This is a genomic window from Pseudomonas sp. D3 (assembly GCF_029320995.1).
In the GTDB taxonomy this organism is placed as follows: domain Bacteria; phylum Pseudomonadota; class Gammaproteobacteria; order Pseudomonadales; family Pseudomonadaceae; genus Aquipseudomonas; species Aquipseudomonas paraveronii.
Window position 1 is genome coordinate 4,740,511 of the sequence record NZ_CP119772.1, and the last position, 19,444, is coordinate 4,759,954.

The following is a 19,444-nucleotide window of genomic DNA, read 5'->3' on the forward strand; positions in this document are numbered from 1 at the left end:
ATATCTACCCGCTGTAAGACCGCAGGCAAACCCGCTCCCACAGATGGAGCCATGCACACCCGAAGAACGCCCACAGGGAGAACAATAAAAATGATCTTCACCCAAGAACACCAGGCACTGCGCCGCACCGTCCGCGCCTTCGTCGACCGCGAGATCAACCCCCACGTCGACGCATGGGAAAAAGCCGGCCGCTTCCCCATCCACGACCTCTTCCGCAAGGCCGGCGACCTCGGCCTACTGGGCATCTCCAAACCCGAACAATTCGGCGGCATGGGCCTGGACTACAGCTACTCGATCGTCGCCGCCGAAGAATTCGGCAGCATCCACTGCGGCGGCATCCCCATGTCCATCGGCGTACAGACCGACATGTGCACCCCCGCCCTCGCCCGCTTCGGCTCCGACGCACTGCGCGAAGAATTCCTGCGCCCGGCCATCAGCGGTGAGCAAGTCGGTTGCATCGGCGTCTCGGAAGCCGGCGCCGGGTCCGATGTGGCCGGGCTGAAAACCCAGGCACGCAAGGACGGCGATGACTACGTGATCAACGGCAGCAAAATGTGGATCACCAACTCGCCGAGCGCCGACTTCATGTGCCTGCTGGCCAACACCTCCGACGACAAGCCACACATCAACAAGTCGCTGATCATGGTGCCGATGAACACGCCGGGGATCAGCGTCAGCCCGCCCTTGGAAAAACTCGGCATGCACAGCTCCGAGACCGCCCAGGTGTTCTTCGACGACGTGCGCGTGCCGCAACGCAACCGCATCGGCCACGAAGGCGCCGGTTTCATGATGCAGATGCTGCAATTCCAGGAAGAACGCCTGTTTGGCGCGGCCAATATGATCAAGGGCCTGGAGTACTGCATCGACAGCACGATCGAATACTGCAAGGCGCGCCAGACCTTCGGCAAAGCACTGATCGATAATCAGGTCATCCACTTTCGCCTGGCCGAACTGGCCACCGAAATCGAATGCCTGCGCGCCTTGGTCTACCAGGCCACCGAGCAATACATCAAGGGCCAGGACGTGACGCGCCTGGCCTCCATGGCCAAACTCAAGGCCGGGCGGCTGGGCCGCGAAGTCAGCGACAGTTGCCTGCAATACTGGGGCGGCATGGGCTTTATGTGGGACAACCCGGTGGCCCGCGCCTATCGCGATGTGCGCCTGGTGTCGATTGGCGGCGGCGCCGACGAAATCATGCTGGGCATTATCTGCAAACTGATGGGCACCCTGCCGGGGAAAAAACCATGAACACGCTGCTGCTCGAACCCCATAACGGTGTGCTGCACATCACCCTCAACCGTCCGCAAAGCCGCAACGCGATGAGCCTGGAGATGGTCAATGAACTGCGTGCCGTGCTGGGGCAACTGGACAGCCAGGTCCGCGCACTGGTGATCAGCGGCGCGGCCGGGCATTTCTGTGCCGGGGCGGACGTCAAAGACATGCTCAGCGCTGGCGACAAGGCGCAATTGCAGGCGTTGAACCGCGCATTCGGCACCTTGCTGCAGGAAGTTGAAGCCGTGCCCCAAGTGGTGATCGTGGTGCTGCAAGGCGCGGTGCTGGGCGGCGGCTTTGGCTTGGCGTGCGTCAGTGATATCGCGCTGGCCGATCACCAGGCGCAGTTCGGCTTGCCGGAGACCAGCCTGGGCTTGCTGCCCGCGCAGATCGCGCCGTTTGTGGTCAAGCGGATCGGTTTGACGCACGCACGCCGGCTGGCGCTGACGGCGGCGCGGTTTGATGGGGTCGAAGCTGAACGGTTGGGGGTCGTGCATTTTGTCGAGCGCGATCCGCAGGCGTTGGCCGAACGCCTGGATGAAGTACTGGGCCAGGTATTGCGCTGCGCGCCGGGGGCCAATGGGCGGACCAAGGCGTTGCTGCTGGCCAGCATGGAGCAACCGATGGACGCGCTGCTGGATCAGGCCGCCGCGTGGTTCGCCGAGGCGGTGACCGGAGAAGAAGGTGTCGAAGGCACCCAGGCCTTTGTGCAAAAGCGCAAGCCACGGTGGGCCCAATGAACAAGATCCTGATCGCCAACCGCGGCGAAATCGCCTGCCGCATCCAGCGCACCGCCCAGGCATTGGGCTACCGAACCGTGGCGGTCTACAGCGACGCCGACGCCCAGGCCGCGCACGTGCAGATGGCCGACGAAGCCGTGAATATCGGCCCGCCGCCGGCGCAGCAGTCCTACCTGAATATTCCAGCGATCCTCAGCGCGGCCCAACGCACGGGCGCCGACGCGGTCCACCCCGGCTACGGCTTTCTCTCTGAAAACCCCGATTTCGCCCGCGCCTGCACAAACGCCGGGCTGACCTTTATCGGCCCCAGCGTCGAGGCCATTGAGCTGATGGGCAGCAAACGCCTGTCCAAACTCGCCATGCTCGAGGCCGGCGTCCCGTGCATCGCCGGCTATCAAGGCAGCGCCCAGGACGACGCCACGTTGCACATAGAAGCCGAACGCATTGGCTACCCGCTGATGATCAAGGCCAGCGCCGGTGGCGGCGGCCGCGGAATGCGCCTGGTGCATCAGCGCGAACATTTGCATGAGCAACTGCGCACCGCCCGCTCCGAAGCCCTGAACGCGTTCGGCAGTGACGAACTGATCCTGGAACAGGCGCTGATCGAGCCGCGCCACGTCGAAATCCAGCTGTTCGGCGACAGCCACGGCAACCTGATCTACCTCGGCGAACGCGACTGCTCGGTCCAGCGCCGCCATCAAAAAATCATTGAAGAAGCGCCCTGCCCGGTGATGACCCCGGCCCTGCGCCAGGCCATGGGCGACGCGGCGCTCAAGGCCGGGCGTGCGGTGAATTACGTCGGCGCCGGCACGGTGGAGTTCCTGCTCGACCGCAACGGCCAGTTCTACTTCCTGGAAATGAACACGCGCCTGCAAGTCGAACACCCGGTGACCGAGCTGATCAGCGGCCTCGACCTGGTCGACTGGCAACTGCAAATTGCCGCCGGCCAACCGCTGCCGTTAACGCAATCGGAGGTCAGCCTCAGCGGCCACGCCATGGAAGTACGCCTGTACGCCGAAGACCCGGCCCAGGGCTTTTTACCGCAGACCGGTGCGGTGTTGCGCTGGGAACCGGCCGCGGGTGTGCGGATTGAACATGGTGTTCTGGAAGGTCAGCGCATCAGCCCGTTCTATGACCCGATGCTCGGCAAGATCATCGCCCATGGCGCCACCCGCGAGGAGGCGCGGCGCAAGCTGCTGCGCGCCGTGGAGGACAGCGTGCTGCTGGGCGTGGCGACCAACCAGCAGCTATTGGCCGACCTGCTCAAGCACCCGCAGTTTATCCAAGGCGATTTCAGCACCGCGTTGATCGCCGAGCACTTCAGCGACATTCGCCGCACGAACGCAACCGCCGAACAGTTGGCCCTGGCGGCCGCGCTGTTTTATCAACACAGCGCTCAGGCCCATGCCCCGGCCTTATCGGGGTGGCGCAACGGCGCTGACGTGCCACGGACCTATCAGTTGGCCGTCGACGATGAGGTCCAGGACATCACGGTCAGCGTCCTGGCCGACCATCGTCTGCAAGCCAACGGCATCGAGATCCGCCACCTCAGCAGCGACGGCCGTTGGGCCACTGCGGTGATCAACGGCATCCGCCGCCGCAGCGCCTACCACCTCGACGGCGCCCAGCTGTGGCTACCCGGCGTGAGCGTGACCAACCGCACCCAACACGTCGCCAGCCGCCAGCCCCCGGCCAGCGGCGGCATGGTCAAGGCACCGATGGACGGCGCCATCGTCGAGGTGCGCGTGCGTGCCGGTGAACGCGTCACCCAGGGGCAACTGCTGCTAGTACTCGAAGCGATGAAAATGGAGCATCCGCTGAAGGCCGGCATCGACGGTGTGATCAAGGCCGTGCTGGTCATGACCGGCGATCAGGTGCGCAATCGCCAGGTGTTGCTGGAGATCGAATAAAGCCTGGGCGGAACTACACGGCCGGGCTACGCTCTATCCCCATCAGGACGGGAAGAGTACGGGAACCTGCACGATGCCTCATTGGCTGATTATTGACCTTGAAGCCACAACGGATGAAGGCGGCTGGCCCGTGACAGAGATGGAAGTCATCGAGATCGGCGCGAGCCTGGTGAACCGCCAGGGTCGCGAGCGGGATCATTTCCAGCGCTTTGTGCGGCCGCAGCGTCGGCCATTGCTGACGCCCTTTTGCCGCAAGCTGACCCATATCACCCAGGCGAATATGAACGGCGCCGCGCCCTTCAGCGAAGTGTGGGCGCTGTTCGAGCGCTGGCTGGGCCAGCATCAGGCGCACCTGGAAGGCTGGGCCAGTTGGGGCGACTACGATCGCCAGCAGCTCGAACTGGAGTGGCAGCGCCATGGCCTGAGCAGCGCGCTGGCCCAAACACCCCATGTCAACCTTAAGCAACGCTTCGCCAAGGCCCGGCGCCTGGACAAGCCACCGGGGCTCAATGGCGCCCTGCAATTGGCGGGAATGCAGTTCCAAGGCCAGCAACATCGGGCGCTAGAGGATGCGCGCAACACCGCACGCCTGTTGCCGCTGATTTTGCCGGTCTAGGCAGCTCCCCTGCCCTTGGGCATACTGGCTGACCTTTCCAGACCCTTTTCCGAGGATTCGCCCATGTTTAAAGTCAACGAGTACTTCGACGGCACCGTCAAGTCGATCGCTTTCGGCACCGCAGAAGGTCCGGCGACCATCGGCGTCATGGCCCCGGGCGAATACGAATTCGGCACCGCCCAGCGTGAAATCATGCACGTAGTGTCCGGCGCCCTGAGCGTCAAACTGCCCGACAGCAGCACCTGGGAAACCTTCGCCGCCGGCAGCCTGTTCCACGTTCCGGCCAACAGCAAGTTCCAGCTGAAGGTCGCCGTGGACACCGCTTACCTGTGCGAATACCGCGGCTAAGCGGTTTCGCAGCGCGAAAAAAATGCCCGTCTCCTGCGAGACGGGCATTTTTTTGGCAGACGAATTACTCGAGCACAGTCACCGGCATGCCCACTTCGAGGCGGCCCACGCCATCGTTGACCAGGTTCTGGCCAAACATCGCGCCGTCTTCGGTCTTGCGATAGGCCTCCAGCGTCACGAAGGGTTCGCGGTCGGCACTGCGCTCGCCGGTGTGCGGGTCGATGGTGGTGAGAATGCAGCGTGAGCACGGTTTGACCACGCGAAACTCGACATCGCCGATACGCAGGCGTTTCCAGCCGTCTTCGGCGAACGCATCGGCGCCGTCAATCACCAGGTTGGGGCGAAAGCGCAGCATGTCCATAGGTCGGCCGACGTGCCGGGACAGGTCGTCCAGGGAGGCCTGGCCGATCAACAGCAACGGGTAACCGTCGGCAAACGCGACCTGATCATCGTCCTTGCCATAACCGGCTTGAGTGGTGCGGGCGCGCTCCAGCGGGACGTGTACCAGCCGCGTCGGCTTGCCGATAAAGTCGCTGACCCAGGCGGCAGCTTCATCGCCCGCATCCGGCACGCGCAAGGTGTCGCGCCAGATGGTCACACCGCGCAACTCGGCCGCGCTGCCGGGCAGCGCCACGTCCAGCGCCGCGTAGCCAGGCGAACTGAGGGTCAGGCCACCACTGCGGTTCCACAGCGCCGACAACTGGCTCATCTTCGCCACGGCCCGCTGCGTCAAAAAGCGCCCGCTGGCCTCGTCCACCAACATCCAGCGTCGATCGCCGTCCAAGCCGAGTTTATCCAGGCCGATCTGCTGCAAGATTTCAGCCTTGCCGGATTTCAAGGGGTAACGGTACAGCGCGCTGAGACGAAGCATGGGCCTGCATTCCTAAGGGGGCAAAACCGTCACCCTAAGGTCAAGCCGATACAACGTCCAGCATCAGTCGCTCGCGCACCACATCTACCAGCTTGTCCGGCTGGAATTTGGACAGGAAATTGTCGCACCCGACCTTCTTCACCATCGACTCGTTAAAGCTGCCCGACAGCGAGGTGTGCAACACCACGTACAGCCCACGCAAGCGCGCGTCGCTGCGGATTTCGGTGGTCAGGCGATAGCCGTCCATCTCGGGCATTTCGGCGTCGGTGAAGATCATCAGCAATTTGTCGGTCATCACCTGGCCCGTGTCGGCCCAGGCCTTGAGCATGTTCAGCGCCTTGAGGCCGTCGCTGGCGATGTGCATTTTCACCCCCAACTGACCCAGGGTGTCGCGCAACTGCGACAGCGCAACATTGGAGTCGTCCACCAGCAGTACTTCACGGCCACGGGCGCGTTCCAGTACCGGATCATCGAGTTTTTCGCGGGAGACCTTGGCGTTGTACGGCACGATCTCGGCCAGGACTTTTTCCACGTCGATGATTTCCACCAACTGGTCATCGACCTTGCTGATGGCGGTGAGGTAGTGCTGGCGCCCGGCGCTGGTCGGCGGCGGCAGGATGGCTTCCCAGTTCATGTTGACGATGCGGTCGACGCCGCCCACCAGGAACGCCTGCACCGAGCGGTTGTACTCAGTGACAATGATGGTGCTGTTGGGCCCCGGCACCAATGGACGCATGCCGATGGCCTGGGACAGGTCGATCACCGGCAGGGTCTGGCCTCGCAGGTTGACCACGCCACACACAAACGGGTGGCGCTGGGGCATCAAGGTCAGCTTGGGCAGTTGCAAGACTTCCTGCACCTTGAATACGTTGATCGCGAACAGCTGCCGCCCGGCCAGGCGAAACATGAGAATCTCCAGGCGATTCTCACCCACCAGTTGCGTGCGTTGATCTACCGTGTCGAGAATGCCGGCCATTAAAAGCTCCTGATATGCGCGCAGGTCGCGCTAAGGGATTATGCGGTTCACTAAGCTTGTTATCGGCGGCAAGCGCCAGACCTTGACCCCTGTAAAGTGCCACGTAAATCGATTGATGTCACACTGACATCATGCTTTACTGTGCAGGCCTTATTATTTGGCAAAACGGCAACATTGCGCGACATTTAAATCGACGCGAGGTTCCGCCGTGTAAGGGATTCCCCTATGCGCAATCAGGCCCGACCTGATATTCGCGATATCTAATAGCCATTAATGTGACGCCATTCTCATTGCATGAATGGAGTCAGGCTTTTGTTTGCCATCGTAAGCCCACGGCCCACCGGTCTTCCAGACACTCACGTGTCGGCAATCGAAGTTGTGCAATCGACCCGGATGACGAGGACGGTTCGCGCCTCACGCAATCATTCAAATAAACGTCCTACTAAAATCTCAGAAGCGACCTACAGATTTCAGTCATCTTTCAGCGGTAGTTTTACGCCATTCACGCGGTGCGACATCTCATCACCCGACCTTACGTTGTGGAGACTTGCATGATGAATAGCGCGAACGAGTGGCAAACTGCACTTCCCGAGTTCCTGCTAGAGGCCGAAAAGCTGCTAAGCAAGTCGGAAGAGTGCCTGAGCCATCTGCATTTGATTCGTAATGACAGCGATGCCATCGACTGCATGAAGTTCAGCCTAACGTCGCTCGCCGAAAAAGCCGATGACCTGGCCTTGCGGGCGATCAGCGAGTTCTCGCGACATATCCAGTACCTGATTGCCAACGCAGAGAGCCCTTTGCAACTGCACGATCAGGCCCTCGATGCCTTGAACAACTGCCTGACATTACTGGCGTGGCAACTGGAGCTGATCGACACCCGCACCGGTGAGCTGCGTTTGGACGAAAGCGAACAAACCTCACTGATTGCGACGGTCACTCTCCAGATCCCGCAAAAGGACTTCGCCAATAAGCCACAGCAGCGCCTGCCCCATCGCTCATGAAAGGCTGCGCCGTTAACCGCTAAGGTGTCGCTTTTATCCAGCGTCTTGCCCAAAAACGACAAGAATAACTAATGTGCCCTGCAATAAGTGCAGGCAACCAAGTTGCCTGCGCTATAAAGACAATCGATACAAAACAACCGCCGATAGACAACTTTTCTAAATAGGCATGCCCCCACACTGTACGAATGACGCCTGGCGACCAACGGTAAGCAAAGTGGTACCATGCCGCCCTCGAAGTGACCCAACTTCATGATGCATAAAACGTGAAAAGCATCCGCTATGTACGCCAGCCTCAAGTCACTCCTCGCCAAATCCGCCTCCCGCAGCAATGCCCGTCGACTGGTTCTCGTGTTGTGCCTGTGCTCGCTGTTGCTGGGGCTGTGGGCCTACGCTCGCTCCGCACCCTTGCCGTTGACGGTGCTGCTACTCAACCTGGCCACCCTGGTGGTGTTGGGCCTGCTGCATTGGAATTCACGTAAATCGATCAAGTTCCAGCCCCAGGAACTGGCCGACCGCCTGTTGCAGGTCCAGGAAAACGAGCGGCACCGCCTCAGCCGTGAGCTGCACGACGATATCGGCCAATTGCTCACCGCCGCCAAGCTACAAAGCGAATGGCTCAAGCGCCGCCTGCCGGAAGACCTGCAGGGCCAATGCACGGTGCTGTGCAACACCCTGAACGAGACGCTGGCCAAGGTGCGCGACGTATCCGCCATTCTCAACCCTCGCCAGTTGGCCAGCCTGGGCCTGGAAGCCAGCCTGCGCGCGCACCTGCTCAAGACCCTGGAAAACACCCCGATTCACTGGAGCCTGGAATGCCAGCAACGGCTGACCGGCATCCCCGAAGAAATGGCCGTGGCCGCTTTTCGCATCACCCAGGAAGCGGTGACCAACATGCTGCGCCATGCCCAGGCGCAAAACCTGCTGGTACGCCTGCAGCGCCTACCCCAGGGCCTGTCGCTGTTTATCAGTGATGACGGCCTGGGTTTTTCGCCCGCCATCAACCCAGGCCTGGAAGGCCAACGGGGCATGGCCGGCATGTCCGAGCGGATTGATCAACTGGGGGGCTCGTTGTCCGTCAGCAGCCAGCCAGGCAAAGGCACACGGATCGACGCGCTTTTCCCCTGGGCGCCGCGCGCCCTCGAACGGGCCAGTTCCCCGAAGGTTATCGAGTGACCCGCACTTTACTCCTGGTGGATGACCACGCACTGATCAGGGCCGGCGTACGCGCACTGGTCCAGGATATTCCCGGCTACACCGTGATTGGCGAAGCCAGCGATGGCGCACAGGTGCTGGAAACATTCAGCGCCCTATTGCCGGATATCGTACTGCTGGACCTGTCGATGAAACACACTGGCGGCCTGGATGCGTTGCGTCAACTCAAGACGGCCTATCCCAAGAGCAAGGTGCTGATCCTGTCGATGCACACCGACCCAGAGCTGATCATGCGTGCGCTGGAGTCCGGCGCCCACGGTTACCTGCTCAAGGACACCACCGCCAACGAGCTGGAGCAAGCACTGCTGGCGCTGAGCAACGACGAGCGCTACCTGAGCCCGGCGATTGCCCACACCGTGATCAAACAGGCGCTGGTACGCAACCAGGCCCCGGCCTCCCCGGTCGCCCACAACCATAATCTCACCGCTCGCCAGCTGGAAATCCTGCGCCTGATCGTGCGCGGCAAATCCACCCGGGAAATCGCCCACGGCCTGGGGCTAAGCATCAAGACCGTAGAAGCCCACCGCTCGCAAATCATGAAGCGCCTGCAAATTTTTGATGTGGCGGGCCTGGTGTTATTTGCCGTGCGCGAGCAGATCATCAGCCTGGACGACTAGGGGCGAGCCCGGCGGCAAGTGCACGCGCAGGGCCTTGGGCACGATCTCGAAGTGCAAATCATCGCCTTCCAGCGGTTCGCCATCCAGGTTGATGTACAAGCCTTGCGCGACCTTGATCTTGACCCACGGCAGGCGCGCGCGGACAAACATGGTGTCCAGGCCCCAGCCATTGTTCATCAGTTCACGCAGGGTGCCGACCACTTCCTGGGGCGCCGGCAAAATGCTGATATCCAGCAACCCATCGTCCACCAGTGCGCCAGGGCACAGCACATGCCCACCGCCTGCCTGGCGGCCGTTGCCGATACCCAGCGCGAGCAGCTCGCCTTTCCAATGGAAACCCGGGCCTTCCAACTCGCCATACGCCGCCTTCAACTCGCTGAAGCGCGACAAACCGGTAAACAAATAGGCCGCGCCACCCAGCACTTTCTTCAGTTCTTCGGAGGTGTTGGCGGTGACCTGGCTGCCAAAGCCACCGGTCGCCATGTTGAGGAAGACTTGCCCACCGACGCGACCGAGGTCGATCGCCCTGGCCGGCACGTCCAGCAGCGCCAGGGCCTGGTCGGGCTGCAGCGGTACACCGGCGGCGCGCGCAAAATCATTGGCGGTGCCCAAAGGCATCAGCACCAGGCTGGCGTCGGTCTCGGCCTGGGCCATCGCCTCGGCCACATCACGCAAGGTGCCGTCACCACCGCCGGCAATGATGCGCGTGTACCCGCCGTCGAGGGCCTCTTTGACCAACCGCTGTGCGTCGCCGCCCTCCCACGTCACCCGCACCGCCAGCTCCCAGCCCTGCTCACGCCGAGCCAGCACGGCGGCGCGCACCTCCTCGTTGAGGGCTTGCTTGCCGTGGAGGATCAACAGGGCTTTGTGGGCGGTCATGGGGGAACTCTCCTGGGGTCAAAGGTACTTGAAGGATGTTGACCTTTGAGGAGATGAAAAAAGCCATCGGGTTTGGAATTTAATTGGCAGCGGGCAACACCCAGCACCTACCGTTGGATAGGTATAAACCTGCCAGACCGCAATCAGCTTTTGTGCAACTTGCTCATCAACTGCGCCTCAGCCTGGGTCAAACCACACGACTGCGTCAGTTCATCCACGGTCGCGCCCATGCCCACCAGCTTCGCCGCCTGGGCAAAAGACAGGTTCGCTGGATCACGCTGTTCCAACTGCTCCAACTTATCCGGCATGGGTGCGAGGATCGCGCGCAATTCATGCACCTCATCCCCGACCCGCACGGCACTTTGCTGGAAGTGATCAACGCGCTTGGCCAACTCGACCACGCGCCGATCACGCACGGCGTCGCGTTCGGCCTGTTGCGCCACCCACTCGCGTTGCTGGCGCACTGAGCGCAGCAAAAACGCCAATGTCCCGGCCCATAACAGGGCCAGGACGATCACCGCTGCTTCAAGGAACAATCAGATGCTCTCCAGATCCGACCATTCTTCTTCGCTCATCATCTTGTCCAGCTCGACCAGAATCAGCAGTTCGCCGTTCTTGTTGCAGACGCCCTGGATGAACTTGGCCGACTCTTCGTTACCCACGTTCGGCGCGGTTTCCACTTCCGATTGGCGCAGGTAAACCACTTCGGCCACGCTGTCGACCATGATCCCGACCACTTGCTTGTCGGCCTCGATGATGACGATACGGGTGTTGTCGTTGACTTCGGTCGGTATCAGGCCGAAACGCTGGCGGGTGTCGATCACCGTCACCACGTTGCCGCGCAGGTTGATGATGCCCAGCACGTAGCTTGGCGCACCCGGAACCGGAGCGATTTCGGTGTAGCGCAGCACTTCCTGCACGCGCATGACGTTGATGCCGTAGGACTCGTTGTCCAGTTTGAAGGTAACCCATTGCAGGATCGGATCATCCAAACCTTGTGCGGACGCTGACTTATTCATACCCCTGACCCCTTCAAATGCCGTTGGACACGGCGTGTGTGCTTCTTCGCTGTGGCCGCACAACCGTGCGGCCGATCTTGTTCAATTAACTGCGTTGCTGGCCCGGCATCGACTTGACCGCGCCGCTGGCGATCAGCTCGGCCAGTTCGGCGACGTCGAGCAACGCGCACATGTGTTCGATCACGGTGCCCGCCAACCAGGGGCGCTGGCCCCGGTGGCTGCGCCATTTGATTTCATTCGGGTCCAGGCGCAACGAGCGGCTGACTTGATGCACTGCCAGCCCCCACTCGTAGCCCTGCACCGAGATCACGTATTGCAAGCCCTGACGGAAGTCATCGCGGTAGCGATCGGGCATCACCCAGCGCGCGGTGTCCAGCACCTTGAGGTTGCCGGCCTGGCTGGGCAGGATGCCGAGGAACCACTCCGGTTGCCCGAACAGCGGCGTCAACTCCTGACCTTCCAGCGAGTAGATCGAGCCCAGGCACACCAGCGGCACTGCCAGGGTCAACCCGGCGACGTCAAACAGCAGGCATTCGAACGGCTCTGCGGCCCACGCCGGACGGCCGTCACCGGTGACCGGCGGCGGTGTGATACTCGGCGGCATGTGAATTTCAACCACCGGTTCGACCACCACAGGCGCAACCACAACAGGTGCAATCGTCGGTACCACAACCTGCGCATCCCGCGCCTGTTCTTCCAGCACCGCCAACTGGAATTCATCCAGTGTGCTTGGCGCTTCGACGACGGGTTCAAGAGCCAGGATCGGTTCCGGCAGGTCTTCGGCGGTCGCTTCCTGCAGCAAGGCATCCAGGTAGGATTCCAGTGCCAGTTGCGGCCGGGTCTTGACCTTGAGTTCGACGGGACGGTTCATCACGCCACCTGCGCCACAAGTTGTTGCGACAGCAGGTGCTTGAGCAGCGCGCGGTACGCCAGCACGCCGCGACTTTTACCGTCGAACTGCGAAGGGGTCAGGCCCGCACGGCTGGCGTCGCGCAGACGCGTGTCCACCGGAATGTAGCCTTCCCAGATGGTGTCCGGGTAGGCATCGCGCAGTACGCGCAAGGTGCCGAGGGACGCCTGGGTGCGGCGGTCGAACAACGTCGGCACGATGCTGAACGGCAGCGCCTGTTTGCGTGAGCGATTGATCATCGCCAGGGTGCTGACCATACGCTCCAGGCCTTTGACCGCCAGGTGCTCGGTCTGTACCGGGATCACCAATTGCTGGCTGGCCGCCAAGGCGTTGACCATCAGCACACCGAGCAACGGCGGGCTGTCGATGATGGCGTAGTCGAAGTCCTGCCATAGTTGCGCCAGGGTCTTGGCGATCACCAGGCCCAGGCCGCTCTGCCCCGGCGACTGGCGCTCAAGGGTGGCCAGGGCGGTACTCGACGGCAGCAGGGAAATGCTTTCATTACTGGTGGGCAGCAGCAGTTGCCCGGGCAGATCGCTCGGCACGTTGCCCTTGTGCAGGAACAGGTCATAGCTGCTGTGCTCCAGCGCGTCCGGGTCGTAGCCGAAATAGCTGGTCATCGAGCCGTGGGGGTCCAGGTCGACCACGACCACGCGCTTGCCCGCATCAGCCAGCAAGCCGGCTAAGGCGATGGAGGTGGTGGTCTTGCCGACTCCACCTTTTTGATTGGCAACTGCCCAGACTCTCATTCGGTTGATTCCTCCCGGTGGGCACAGGCGCGACCGAGACAGTGCATAAGTTATTGAGCCGGTGACGGAGAATTGACGGAGCTTTGCCGTACCGGCGGCTTTGCAGAGGCCGGTGCAGTTTGTGTGCCAGCCCGCTTCAATGCTGCGTCCGGGCTCGCATTTGCCGTGCCGGTGCCGGTCAGGCTGCGGCGTACATCCAGGTTGCGCGAGACCACCAGCACCACCCGGCGGTTGCGGGCGCGGCCTTCTACCGTAGCGTTATTGGCCACCGGCTGGAACTCGCCGTAGCCGACCGACGCCAGGCGACTGGGGTTCACACCCTGCATCGCGAGCATACGCACGATGCTGGCCGCCCGGGCCGACGACAGCTCCCAGTTGGTCGGGTACTGCGCGGTATTGATCGGGAAATTGTCGGTAAAGCCTTCCACGTGGATCGGGTTTTCAAACGGTTTGAGGATCGCCGCCACCTTGTCGATGATGGTGAACGCCTGGTCGCTGGGCATGGCATCGGCGCTGGCAAACAGCAGGCTCGAATTGAGCTCGATCTCCACCCACAACTCATTGCCGCGCACGGTCATCTGGTTGGAGCTGATCAGGTCGCCAAACGCGGCGCTGATATCGTTGGCGATGCTTTTCAGCGGGTCGCCGGTGCCACCCATGCCGGCGGAGGTTTCATCGCTATCGTCGACCAGCGGCTTGGCCGGAGTCACGGTCTTGGGCCGCTCTTCGCCGATAGGGATCGGCTTGAGCGAGTGGTCGGCGTCGTTGAACACACCGATCAGGGCTTGGGAAATGACTTTGTACTTGCCTTCGTTGATCGACGAGATGGAGTACATCACCACGAAAAACGCGAACAGCAAGGTGATGAAGTCCGCGTAGGACACCAGCCAGCGTTCATGGTTGACGTGTTCTTCAGGCTCGCGACGGCGACGGCTCACAACCAATACCTCCCATCAGTCCATGAAGCCCTGGAGCTTCAATTCGATGGAGCGCGGGTTCTCGCCCTCGGCAATCGACAGGATGCCTTCGAGCAGCATTTCACGGTAACGCGACTGGCGCGTGGCAATCGACTTGAGCTTGCTGGCGACCGGCAACAGCACCAGGTTGGCACTCGCCACACCGTAGATGGTGGCGACAAACGCCACCGCAATGCCGCTACCCAGTTGCGACGGATCGGCCAGGTTGCCCATCACGTGGATCAGGCCCATCACTGCACCGATGATGCCGATGGTCGGCGCGTAGCCGCCCATGCTTTCAAACACTTTGGCGGCATTAATATCGCGGCTTTCCTGGGTATAGAAATCCACTTCCAGGATGCTGCGAATCGCCTCCGGCTCGGCGCCGTCCACCAGCAATTGCAGGCCTTTGCGCGCGTAGCTGTCGGGCTCGGCGTCGGCCACGCCTTCCAGGCCCAGCAGGCCTTCCTTGCGTGCGGTGAGGCTCCAGTTGACCACGCGGTCGATGCCACCGGCCAGGTCGACACGCGGCGGGAAAATGATCCAGATCAGGATTTGCATGGCGCGTTTGAACGAACTCATGGGCGATTGCAGCAACGCCGCGCCCACGGTGCCGCCGATCACGATCAGCGCCGCCGGGCCGTTGGCCAAGGCACCGAGGTGCCCGCCTTCGAGGTAGTTGCCGCCGATGATCGCGACAAACGCCATGGTGATGCCGATCAGGCTCAGTACATCCATCAGAGGCAGGCCTCCACCAAATGCTTGCCGATATCGTCCAGGCTGTAGACGGCGTCGGCCAGGTCAGCCTTGACGATAGCCATCGGCATGCCATAGATCACGCAACTGGCTTCGTCCTGGGCCCAGATCGCACTGCCGCCCTGTTTGAGCAGGCGCGCGCCTTCACGACCGTCGGCGCCCATGCCGGTGAGCACCACCGCCAGAACTTTGTCACCGTAGGACTTGGCTGCCGAACCGAAGGTGATATCCACGCAAGGTTTGTAGTTGAGGCGCTCATCGCCTGGCAGGATTTTGATCGCACCACGGCCATCGACCATCATCTGCTTGCCCCCAGGGGCCAGCAGCGCCAGGCCTGGACGCAGAATGTCGCCATCCTCGGCTTCCTTGACGCTGATGCGGCACAGCTTGTCCAGGCGCTCGGCAAAGGCCTTGGTGAACGCGGCGGGCATGTGCTGGATCAGCACGATTGGCGCCGGGAAGTTGGCCGGCAGTTGGGTCAATACCCGTTGCAGGGCGACCGGGCCGCCGGTCGAGGTGCCGATGGCGACCAGTTTATACGCCTTGCGTTTCGGCGCCGGCGAATGGGCGCTCGGCGCAGGCGTGCGCGCAGGTGCTACGGCAGGCCGGGCCACAGGCGCCGGAGCCGGGCGACCAAACGCGGTGCTGGTGGGTGCGGCCGGGGCGGCGACCGGCGCGGGCGCCGGGGCGCTGAACAGGCTGCGACGGTTGCTGCGCGAAATGCTGTGGACCTTCTCGCACAGCATCTGCTTGACCTTCTCGGGGTTGCGCGAGATGTCTTCGAAATTCTTCGGCAGGAAGTCCACTGCGCCGGCGTCCAACGCATCCAGGGTGACCCGGGCGCCTTCATGCGTCAGCGAGGAGAACATCAATACCGGGGTCGGGCAGCGCTGCATGATGTGCCGGACTGCGGTGATGCCATCCATCATCGGCATCTCGTAGTCCATGGTGATCACGTCCGGCTTCAACGCTATGGCTTGATCAATCGCCTCTTTGCCGTTGGTGGCCGTACCGACCACCTGGATCGTTGGATCGGCGGAAAGAATTTCCGAGACGCGGCGGCGGAAGAAACCCGAATCGTCCACCACCAGGACCTTGACTACCATAAACACTCCGTTAGGCGGGGCGGGCAATACCGCCCTGCCCCACCAGAATCAAATACGCCGTGCGGCGTAACGCTTGAGCATGCTCGGAACATCGAGAATCAATGCGATGCGACCGTCACCGGTGATGGTCGCACCCGACATGCCCGGGGTTCCCTGCAGCATTTTGCCCAAAGGCTTGATGACGACCTCTTCCTGGCCCACCAGTTGATCGACGACAAAGCCGATGCGCTGGGTGCCCACGGAGAGAATCACCACATGGCCTTCGCGCTGCTCTTCATGGGCAGCCGAGGCGACCAGCCAGCGCTTGAGGTAGAACAGTGGCAACGCCTTGTCGCGCACGATCACCACTTCCTGGCCGTCCACCACGTTGGTGCGCGACAGGTCGAGGTGGAAGATTTCGTTAACGTTGACCAGCGGGAAGGCGAAGGCCTGGTTGCCCAGCATCACCATCAGGGTCGGCATGATCGCCAGGGTCAACGGCACCTTGATGACGATCTTCGAGCCCAGGCCCTTGGTCGAGTAGATATTGATCGAACCGTTGAGCTGGCTGATCTTGGTTTTCACCACATCCATGCCCACGCCACGGCCCGACACGTCGGAAATCTCGGTCTTGGTCGAGAAGCCCGGGGCGAAGATCAGGTTGTAGCACTCGGTGTCGGTCAGGCGGTCGGCGGCGTCTTTGTCCATCACGCCACGCTTGACCGCGATACCCCGCAGGATCGCCGGGTCCATGCCTTTGCCGTCATCGGTGATCGACAGCAGGATATGGTCGCCCTCTTGTTCCGCCGCCAGAATCACCTTGCCGCCACGGGACTTGCCCGAGGCTTCGCGTTCTTCCGGGGTTTCTACGCCGTGGTCGACGGCGTTGCGCACCAAGTGGACCAGCGGGTCGGCCAGGGCCTCGACAAGGTTTTTGTCGAGGTCGGTTTCTTCACCCACCAGTTCCAGGTTGATCTCTTTCTTGAGCTGACGTGCCAGGTCGCGAACCAGGCGCGGGAAGCGGCCGAAGACTTTCTTGATCGGCTGCATCCGCGTCTTCATCACTGCGGTCTGCAGGTCGGCGGTGACCACATCGAGGTTCGACACGGCCTTCTGCATGGCTTCGTCGCCGCTGCTCAGGCCCAGGCGTACCAGGCGGTTACGCACCAGCACCAATTCGCCGACCATGTTCATGATGTCGTCCAGGCGCGCGGTATCCACGCGCACGGTGGTTTCGGCTTCACTGGCAGGCTTGTCGGCCACGGCGGCGGCCGGGGCTCGCGCGGGGGCGGGAGCAGCAGCTGGGGCCGGCGCTGGCTTGGCGGCAGCAGCAGGTGCTGCGGCTTTGGCCGGCGCTGGTTTGGCGGCTACCGGAGCTGCCGTCGCCGCTGCGGCCGGGGCCACTTCGGTGAACTTGCCCTTGCCGTGCAATTCGTCGAGCAACGCTTCGAATTCGTGATCGGAAATCAGCCCGTCGCCGGCAGGTGCGGCACTGGCAGCAGGTGCGGCGGCAGTCGCAGCGACTTCCGGCAGGGCATCGGCAGCAAAGGCGCCCTTGCCATGCAACTGGTCGAGCAAGGCTTCGAATTCGTCGTCGGTAATGTCGGTGCCGGCGGTGGCAGCCGGTGCTTGCGGCGCAGCCGTGGGTGCAACGGCGTCGGCGGCGAACTGGCCTTTGCCGTGCAACTGATCGAGCAGGGATTCGAATTCTGCGTCGGTAATGTCTTCGCTGGTCGGCGCGGCGACTGCGGCGACCGCTTGCGGCGCTTCGGCTTCGGCCTTGACCGCATTGAGGGAGTCGAGCAGTTGCTCGAACTCGCTGTCGGTGACATCCGCTTCGGCTTCGACCACAGGCTCCGGAGCCGCTTCCACCACCGGCGCGGCCGAGGTGTCGGCAGGTTCCGCCAGGCGCGCCAGGGCGGCCAGCAGTTCCGGAGTGGCGGCGGTGATCGGGGCACGTTCGCGGACTTCGCTGAACATGCCGTTGACCGCATCCAGTGCTTCGAGAATCACGTCCATCAGCTCCGAATCAACGTGACGCTCACCCTTGCGCAGGATGTCGAACACGTTCTCGGCGATGTGGCAGCACTCCACCAGCTCATGGAGCTGGAGGAAGCCGGCGCCCCCTTTTACAGTGTGAAAACCGCGAAAAATTGCATTGAGCAGGTTCGCATCATCCGGTCGGCTTTCCAGCTCGACCAGTTGTTCGGACAGTTGCTCTAAAATTTCGCCGGCCTCTACAAGGAAATCCTGAAGGATTTCTTCATCGGCGCCGAAGCTCATGGGTGTGCTCCTTAGAAGCCTAAACTGGATAACAGGTCATCTACGTCATCCTGACCTGACATAACGTCTTCACGTTTATCGGCATGAATCTGCGGACCTTCACCCTTGGCGAGATGTTTTTGTGGATCTTTTTCCGAGAGGATCGCTTCGCGGTCATGTTCGATGCCGGCAAAACGATCAACTTGGCCTGCCATAAGCACCAATTTGAGCAAGTTGCTTTCCACTTCGGTGACCAATTGGGTCACGCGCTTGATCACCTGACCGGTGAGGTCCTGGTAATCCTGGGCGAGCAGAATGTCATTGAGGTTGCTGGAAACCGTGTGGTTGTCCTGTTCGCTGCGCGACAGGAAACCTTCAACCCGACGGGCCAACTCACGAAATTCCTCAGCCCCCACTTCCCGACGCATGAAACGGCCCCAGTCAACGCTGAGCGCCTGGGCTTCATTGGCCATGCCGTTGACCAGAGGCGTGGCGTTTTCCACCAGATCCATGGTGCGGTTGGCCGCCGCTTCAGTCAGCCTGACCACATAGGACAGGCGTTCAGTAGCATCGGTAATTTGCGAAATCTCTTCGGCCTGGGGCATGTGCGGGTCAATCTGAAAGTTGACGATCGCACTGTGCAGCTCGCGTGTGAGCTTGCCCACTTCCTGATACAGGCCGCGGTCACGGGTCTGGTTAAGCTCATGGATTAACTGCACCGCGTCGCCGAAATGGCCTTTTTCAAGGCTCTCGACGAGCTGGTGAGCATGCTTTTTCAGGGTCGACTCAAAGTCCCCCTGTGACGTTTCTTTATGCTCCATAGCTCCCCCGTGGCAGCATCAATGACCGATGCGTTCGAAGATTTTTTCGATCTTCTCTTTCAAGGCCAGCGCAGTGAATGGCTTGACCACGTAGCCGTTGACCCCGGCTTGGGCGGCTTCGATGATCTGCTCTCGCTTGGCTTCGGCGGTCACCATCAACACGGGAAGACTGCGCAGTTTTTCATCGGCGCGCACATGACGTAGCAAGTCGATACCGGTCATGCCGGGCATGTTCCAGTCGGTTACCAGAAAGTCGATGCTCCCGCTGTTGAGGATCGGAATCGCCGTAAGGCCGTCATCCGCCTCGACCGTGTTGGTGAACCCAAGGTCACGCAACAGGTTTTTTATGATCCGCCGCATCGTTGAGAAGTCATCAACGATGAGGATTTTCATGTTCTTGTCCAATTCGACCTCCAAGCAGTCTTAAACGCGCCCAGCACCTGG

At 61.7% G+C, this 19,444-nt stretch carries 21 protein-coding genes; 8 read left to right on the forward strand and 13 right to left on the reverse strand.

The features are described from left to right. Positions 1-90: 90 nt before the first annotated feature. From atuD to P3S72_RS21785, 5 genes are all read left to right on the forward strand, one after another. The gene (atuD, locus tag P3S72_RS21765; RefSeq protein ID WP_276194183.1) at positions 91-1,248 is read left to right on the forward strand and encodes a citronellyl-CoA dehydrogenase; all 1,158 of its coding nucleotides are present in this window, start codon (positions 91-93) and stop codon (positions 1,246-1,248) included. Continuing rightward, complete coding sequence (locus P3S72_RS21770) at positions 1,245-2,012, forward strand: enoyl-CoA hydratase-related protein (protein ID WP_276194184.1); 768 nt, start codon at positions 1,245-1,247, stop codon at positions 2,010-2,012. Before atuD ends, P3S72_RS21770 begins: the two co-directional genes overlap by 4 nt. Continuing rightward, positions 2,009-3,922 carry an acetyl/propionyl/methylcrotonyl-CoA carboxylase subunit alpha gene (locus P3S72_RS21775; protein WP_276194185.1) on the forward strand — a complete coding sequence of 638 codons (1,914 nt, stop codon included), beginning with the start codon at positions 2,009-2,011 and terminating at the stop codon, positions 3,920-3,922. Before P3S72_RS21770 ends, P3S72_RS21775 begins: the two co-directional genes overlap by 4 nt. A 73-nt stretch (positions 3,923-3,995) precedes the next feature. Beyond that, complete coding sequence (locus tag P3S72_RS21780; protein ID WP_276194186.1) at positions 3,996-4,538, forward strand: exonuclease domain-containing protein; 543 nt, start codon at positions 3,996-3,998, stop codon at positions 4,536-4,538. A gap of 63 nt (positions 4,539-4,601) precedes the next feature. Beyond that, positions 4,602-4,886 (forward strand): pyrimidine/purine nucleoside phosphorylase, encoded by a 285-nt coding sequence (locus P3S72_RS21785; RefSeq protein ID WP_198717118.1) that lies wholly within the window; start codon positions 4,602-4,604, stop codon positions 4,884-4,886. Between the two features lie 64 nt (positions 4,887-4,950). Here the strand turns inward: P3S72_RS21785 and P3S72_RS21790 are convergent, their stop codons facing one another. Then, positions 4,951-5,757 carry an MOSC domain-containing protein gene (locus P3S72_RS21790; RefSeq protein ID WP_276194187.1) on the reverse strand — a complete coding sequence of 269 codons (807 nt, stop codon included), beginning with the start codon at positions 5,755-5,757 and terminating at the stop codon, positions 4,951-4,953. A 40-nt stretch (positions 5,758-5,797) separates the two neighbouring features. After that, the gene (locus tag P3S72_RS21795; protein ID WP_276194188.1) at positions 5,798-6,733 is read right to left on the reverse strand and encodes a chemotaxis protein CheV; all 936 of its coding nucleotides are present in this window, start codon (positions 6,731-6,733) and stop codon (positions 5,798-5,800) included. 551 nt (positions 6,734-7,284) lie between these two features. Here P3S72_RS21795 and P3S72_RS21800 point away from each other — a divergent pair. The 3 genes from P3S72_RS21800 to P3S72_RS21810 all read left to right on the forward strand — a co-directional run bounded on the left by P3S72_RS21800 (position 7,285) and on the right by P3S72_RS21810 (position 9,563). Further along, the gene (locus P3S72_RS21800) at positions 7,285-7,734 is read left to right on the forward strand and encodes a hypothetical protein (RefSeq protein WP_276194189.1); all 450 of its coding nucleotides are present in this window, start codon (positions 7,285-7,287) and stop codon (positions 7,732-7,734) included. Positions 7,735-8,013: 279 nt separating this feature from the next. Continuing rightward, positions 8,014-8,907, forward strand: a complete 894-nt coding sequence (locus tag P3S72_RS21805; RefSeq protein WP_276194190.1) for a sensor histidine kinase — start codon at positions 8,014-8,016, stop codon at positions 8,905-8,907. Then, entirely contained in the window at positions 8,904-9,563 is a 660-nt protein-coding gene (locus P3S72_RS21810) for a response regulator transcription factor (protein WP_247406288.1), read from the forward strand. The genes P3S72_RS21805 and P3S72_RS21810 overlap by 4 nt, the downstream gene beginning before the upstream one ends. On the opposite strand, the gene yegS is transcribed toward P3S72_RS21810, so the two are convergent. From yegS to P3S72_RS21865, 11 genes are all read right to left on the reverse strand, one after another. Continuing rightward, entirely contained in the window at positions 9,522-10,442 is a 921-nt protein-coding gene (gene yegS, locus P3S72_RS21815) for a lipid kinase YegS (RefSeq protein WP_276194191.1), read from the reverse strand. The genes P3S72_RS21810 and yegS overlap by 42 nt on opposite strands. Before the next feature lie 143 nt (positions 10,443-10,585). Continuing rightward, positions 10,586-10,978, reverse strand: coding sequence for a DUF2802 domain-containing protein (locus tag P3S72_RS21820; protein WP_198717125.1), 393 nt, complete (start codon positions 10,976-10,978; stop codon positions 10,586-10,588). Continuing rightward, positions 10,979-11,461 carry a chemotaxis protein CheW gene (locus P3S72_RS21825; RefSeq protein WP_198717126.1) on the reverse strand — a complete coding sequence of 161 codons (483 nt, stop codon included), beginning with the start codon at positions 11,459-11,461 and terminating at the stop codon, positions 10,979-10,981. It lies immediately after the preceding gene. 85 nt (positions 11,462-11,546) lie between these two features. Beyond that, the gene (locus P3S72_RS21830; RefSeq protein ID WP_247405931.1) at positions 11,547-12,332 is read right to left on the reverse strand and encodes a CheW domain-containing protein; all 786 of its coding nucleotides are present in this window, start codon (positions 12,330-12,332) and stop codon (positions 11,547-11,549) included. After that, complete coding sequence (locus P3S72_RS21835; protein ID WP_198717128.1) at positions 12,332-13,120, reverse strand: ParA family protein; 789 nt, start codon at positions 13,118-13,120, stop codon at positions 12,332-12,334. The genes P3S72_RS21830 and P3S72_RS21835 overlap by 1 nt, the downstream gene beginning before the upstream one ends. Before the next feature lie 50 nt (positions 13,121-13,170). Further along, positions 13,171-14,058, reverse strand: a complete 888-nt coding sequence (motD, locus tag P3S72_RS21840; protein WP_276194192.1) for a flagellar motor protein MotD — start codon at positions 14,056-14,058, stop codon at positions 13,171-13,173. Between the two features lie 15 nt (positions 14,059-14,073). Then, positions 14,074-14,814, reverse strand: coding sequence for a flagellar motor protein (locus P3S72_RS21845; protein ID WP_247405923.1), 741 nt, complete (start codon positions 14,812-14,814; stop codon positions 14,074-14,076). Beyond that, positions 14,814-15,938, reverse strand: a complete 1,125-nt coding sequence (locus tag P3S72_RS21850; protein ID WP_253397691.1) for a chemotaxis response regulator protein-glutamate methylesterase — start codon at positions 15,936-15,938, stop codon at positions 14,814-14,816. Before P3S72_RS21850 ends, P3S72_RS21845 begins: the two co-directional genes overlap by 1 nt. Before the next feature lie 48 nt (positions 15,939-15,986). Next, a complete protein-coding gene (locus P3S72_RS21855) occupies positions 15,987-18,200 on the reverse strand; it encodes a chemotaxis protein CheA (RefSeq protein ID WP_276194193.1) in 2,214 nt (737 codons plus the stop codon). Positions 18,201-18,211: 11 nt separating this feature from the next. Further along, positions 18,212-19,000: a protein phosphatase CheZ gene (locus tag P3S72_RS21860; protein ID WP_102618843.1), complete on the reverse strand. Its 789-nt coding sequence runs from the start codon at positions 18,998-19,000 to the stop codon at positions 18,212-18,214. Positions 19,001-19,018: 18 nt separating this feature from the next. Continuing rightward, on the reverse strand, positions 19,019-19,393 hold the full coding sequence (locus P3S72_RS21865; RefSeq protein ID WP_247407279.1) for a chemotaxis response regulator CheY: 375 nt from the start codon (positions 19,391-19,393) through the stop codon (positions 19,019-19,021). Positions 19,394-19,444 lie beyond the last annotated feature (51 nt).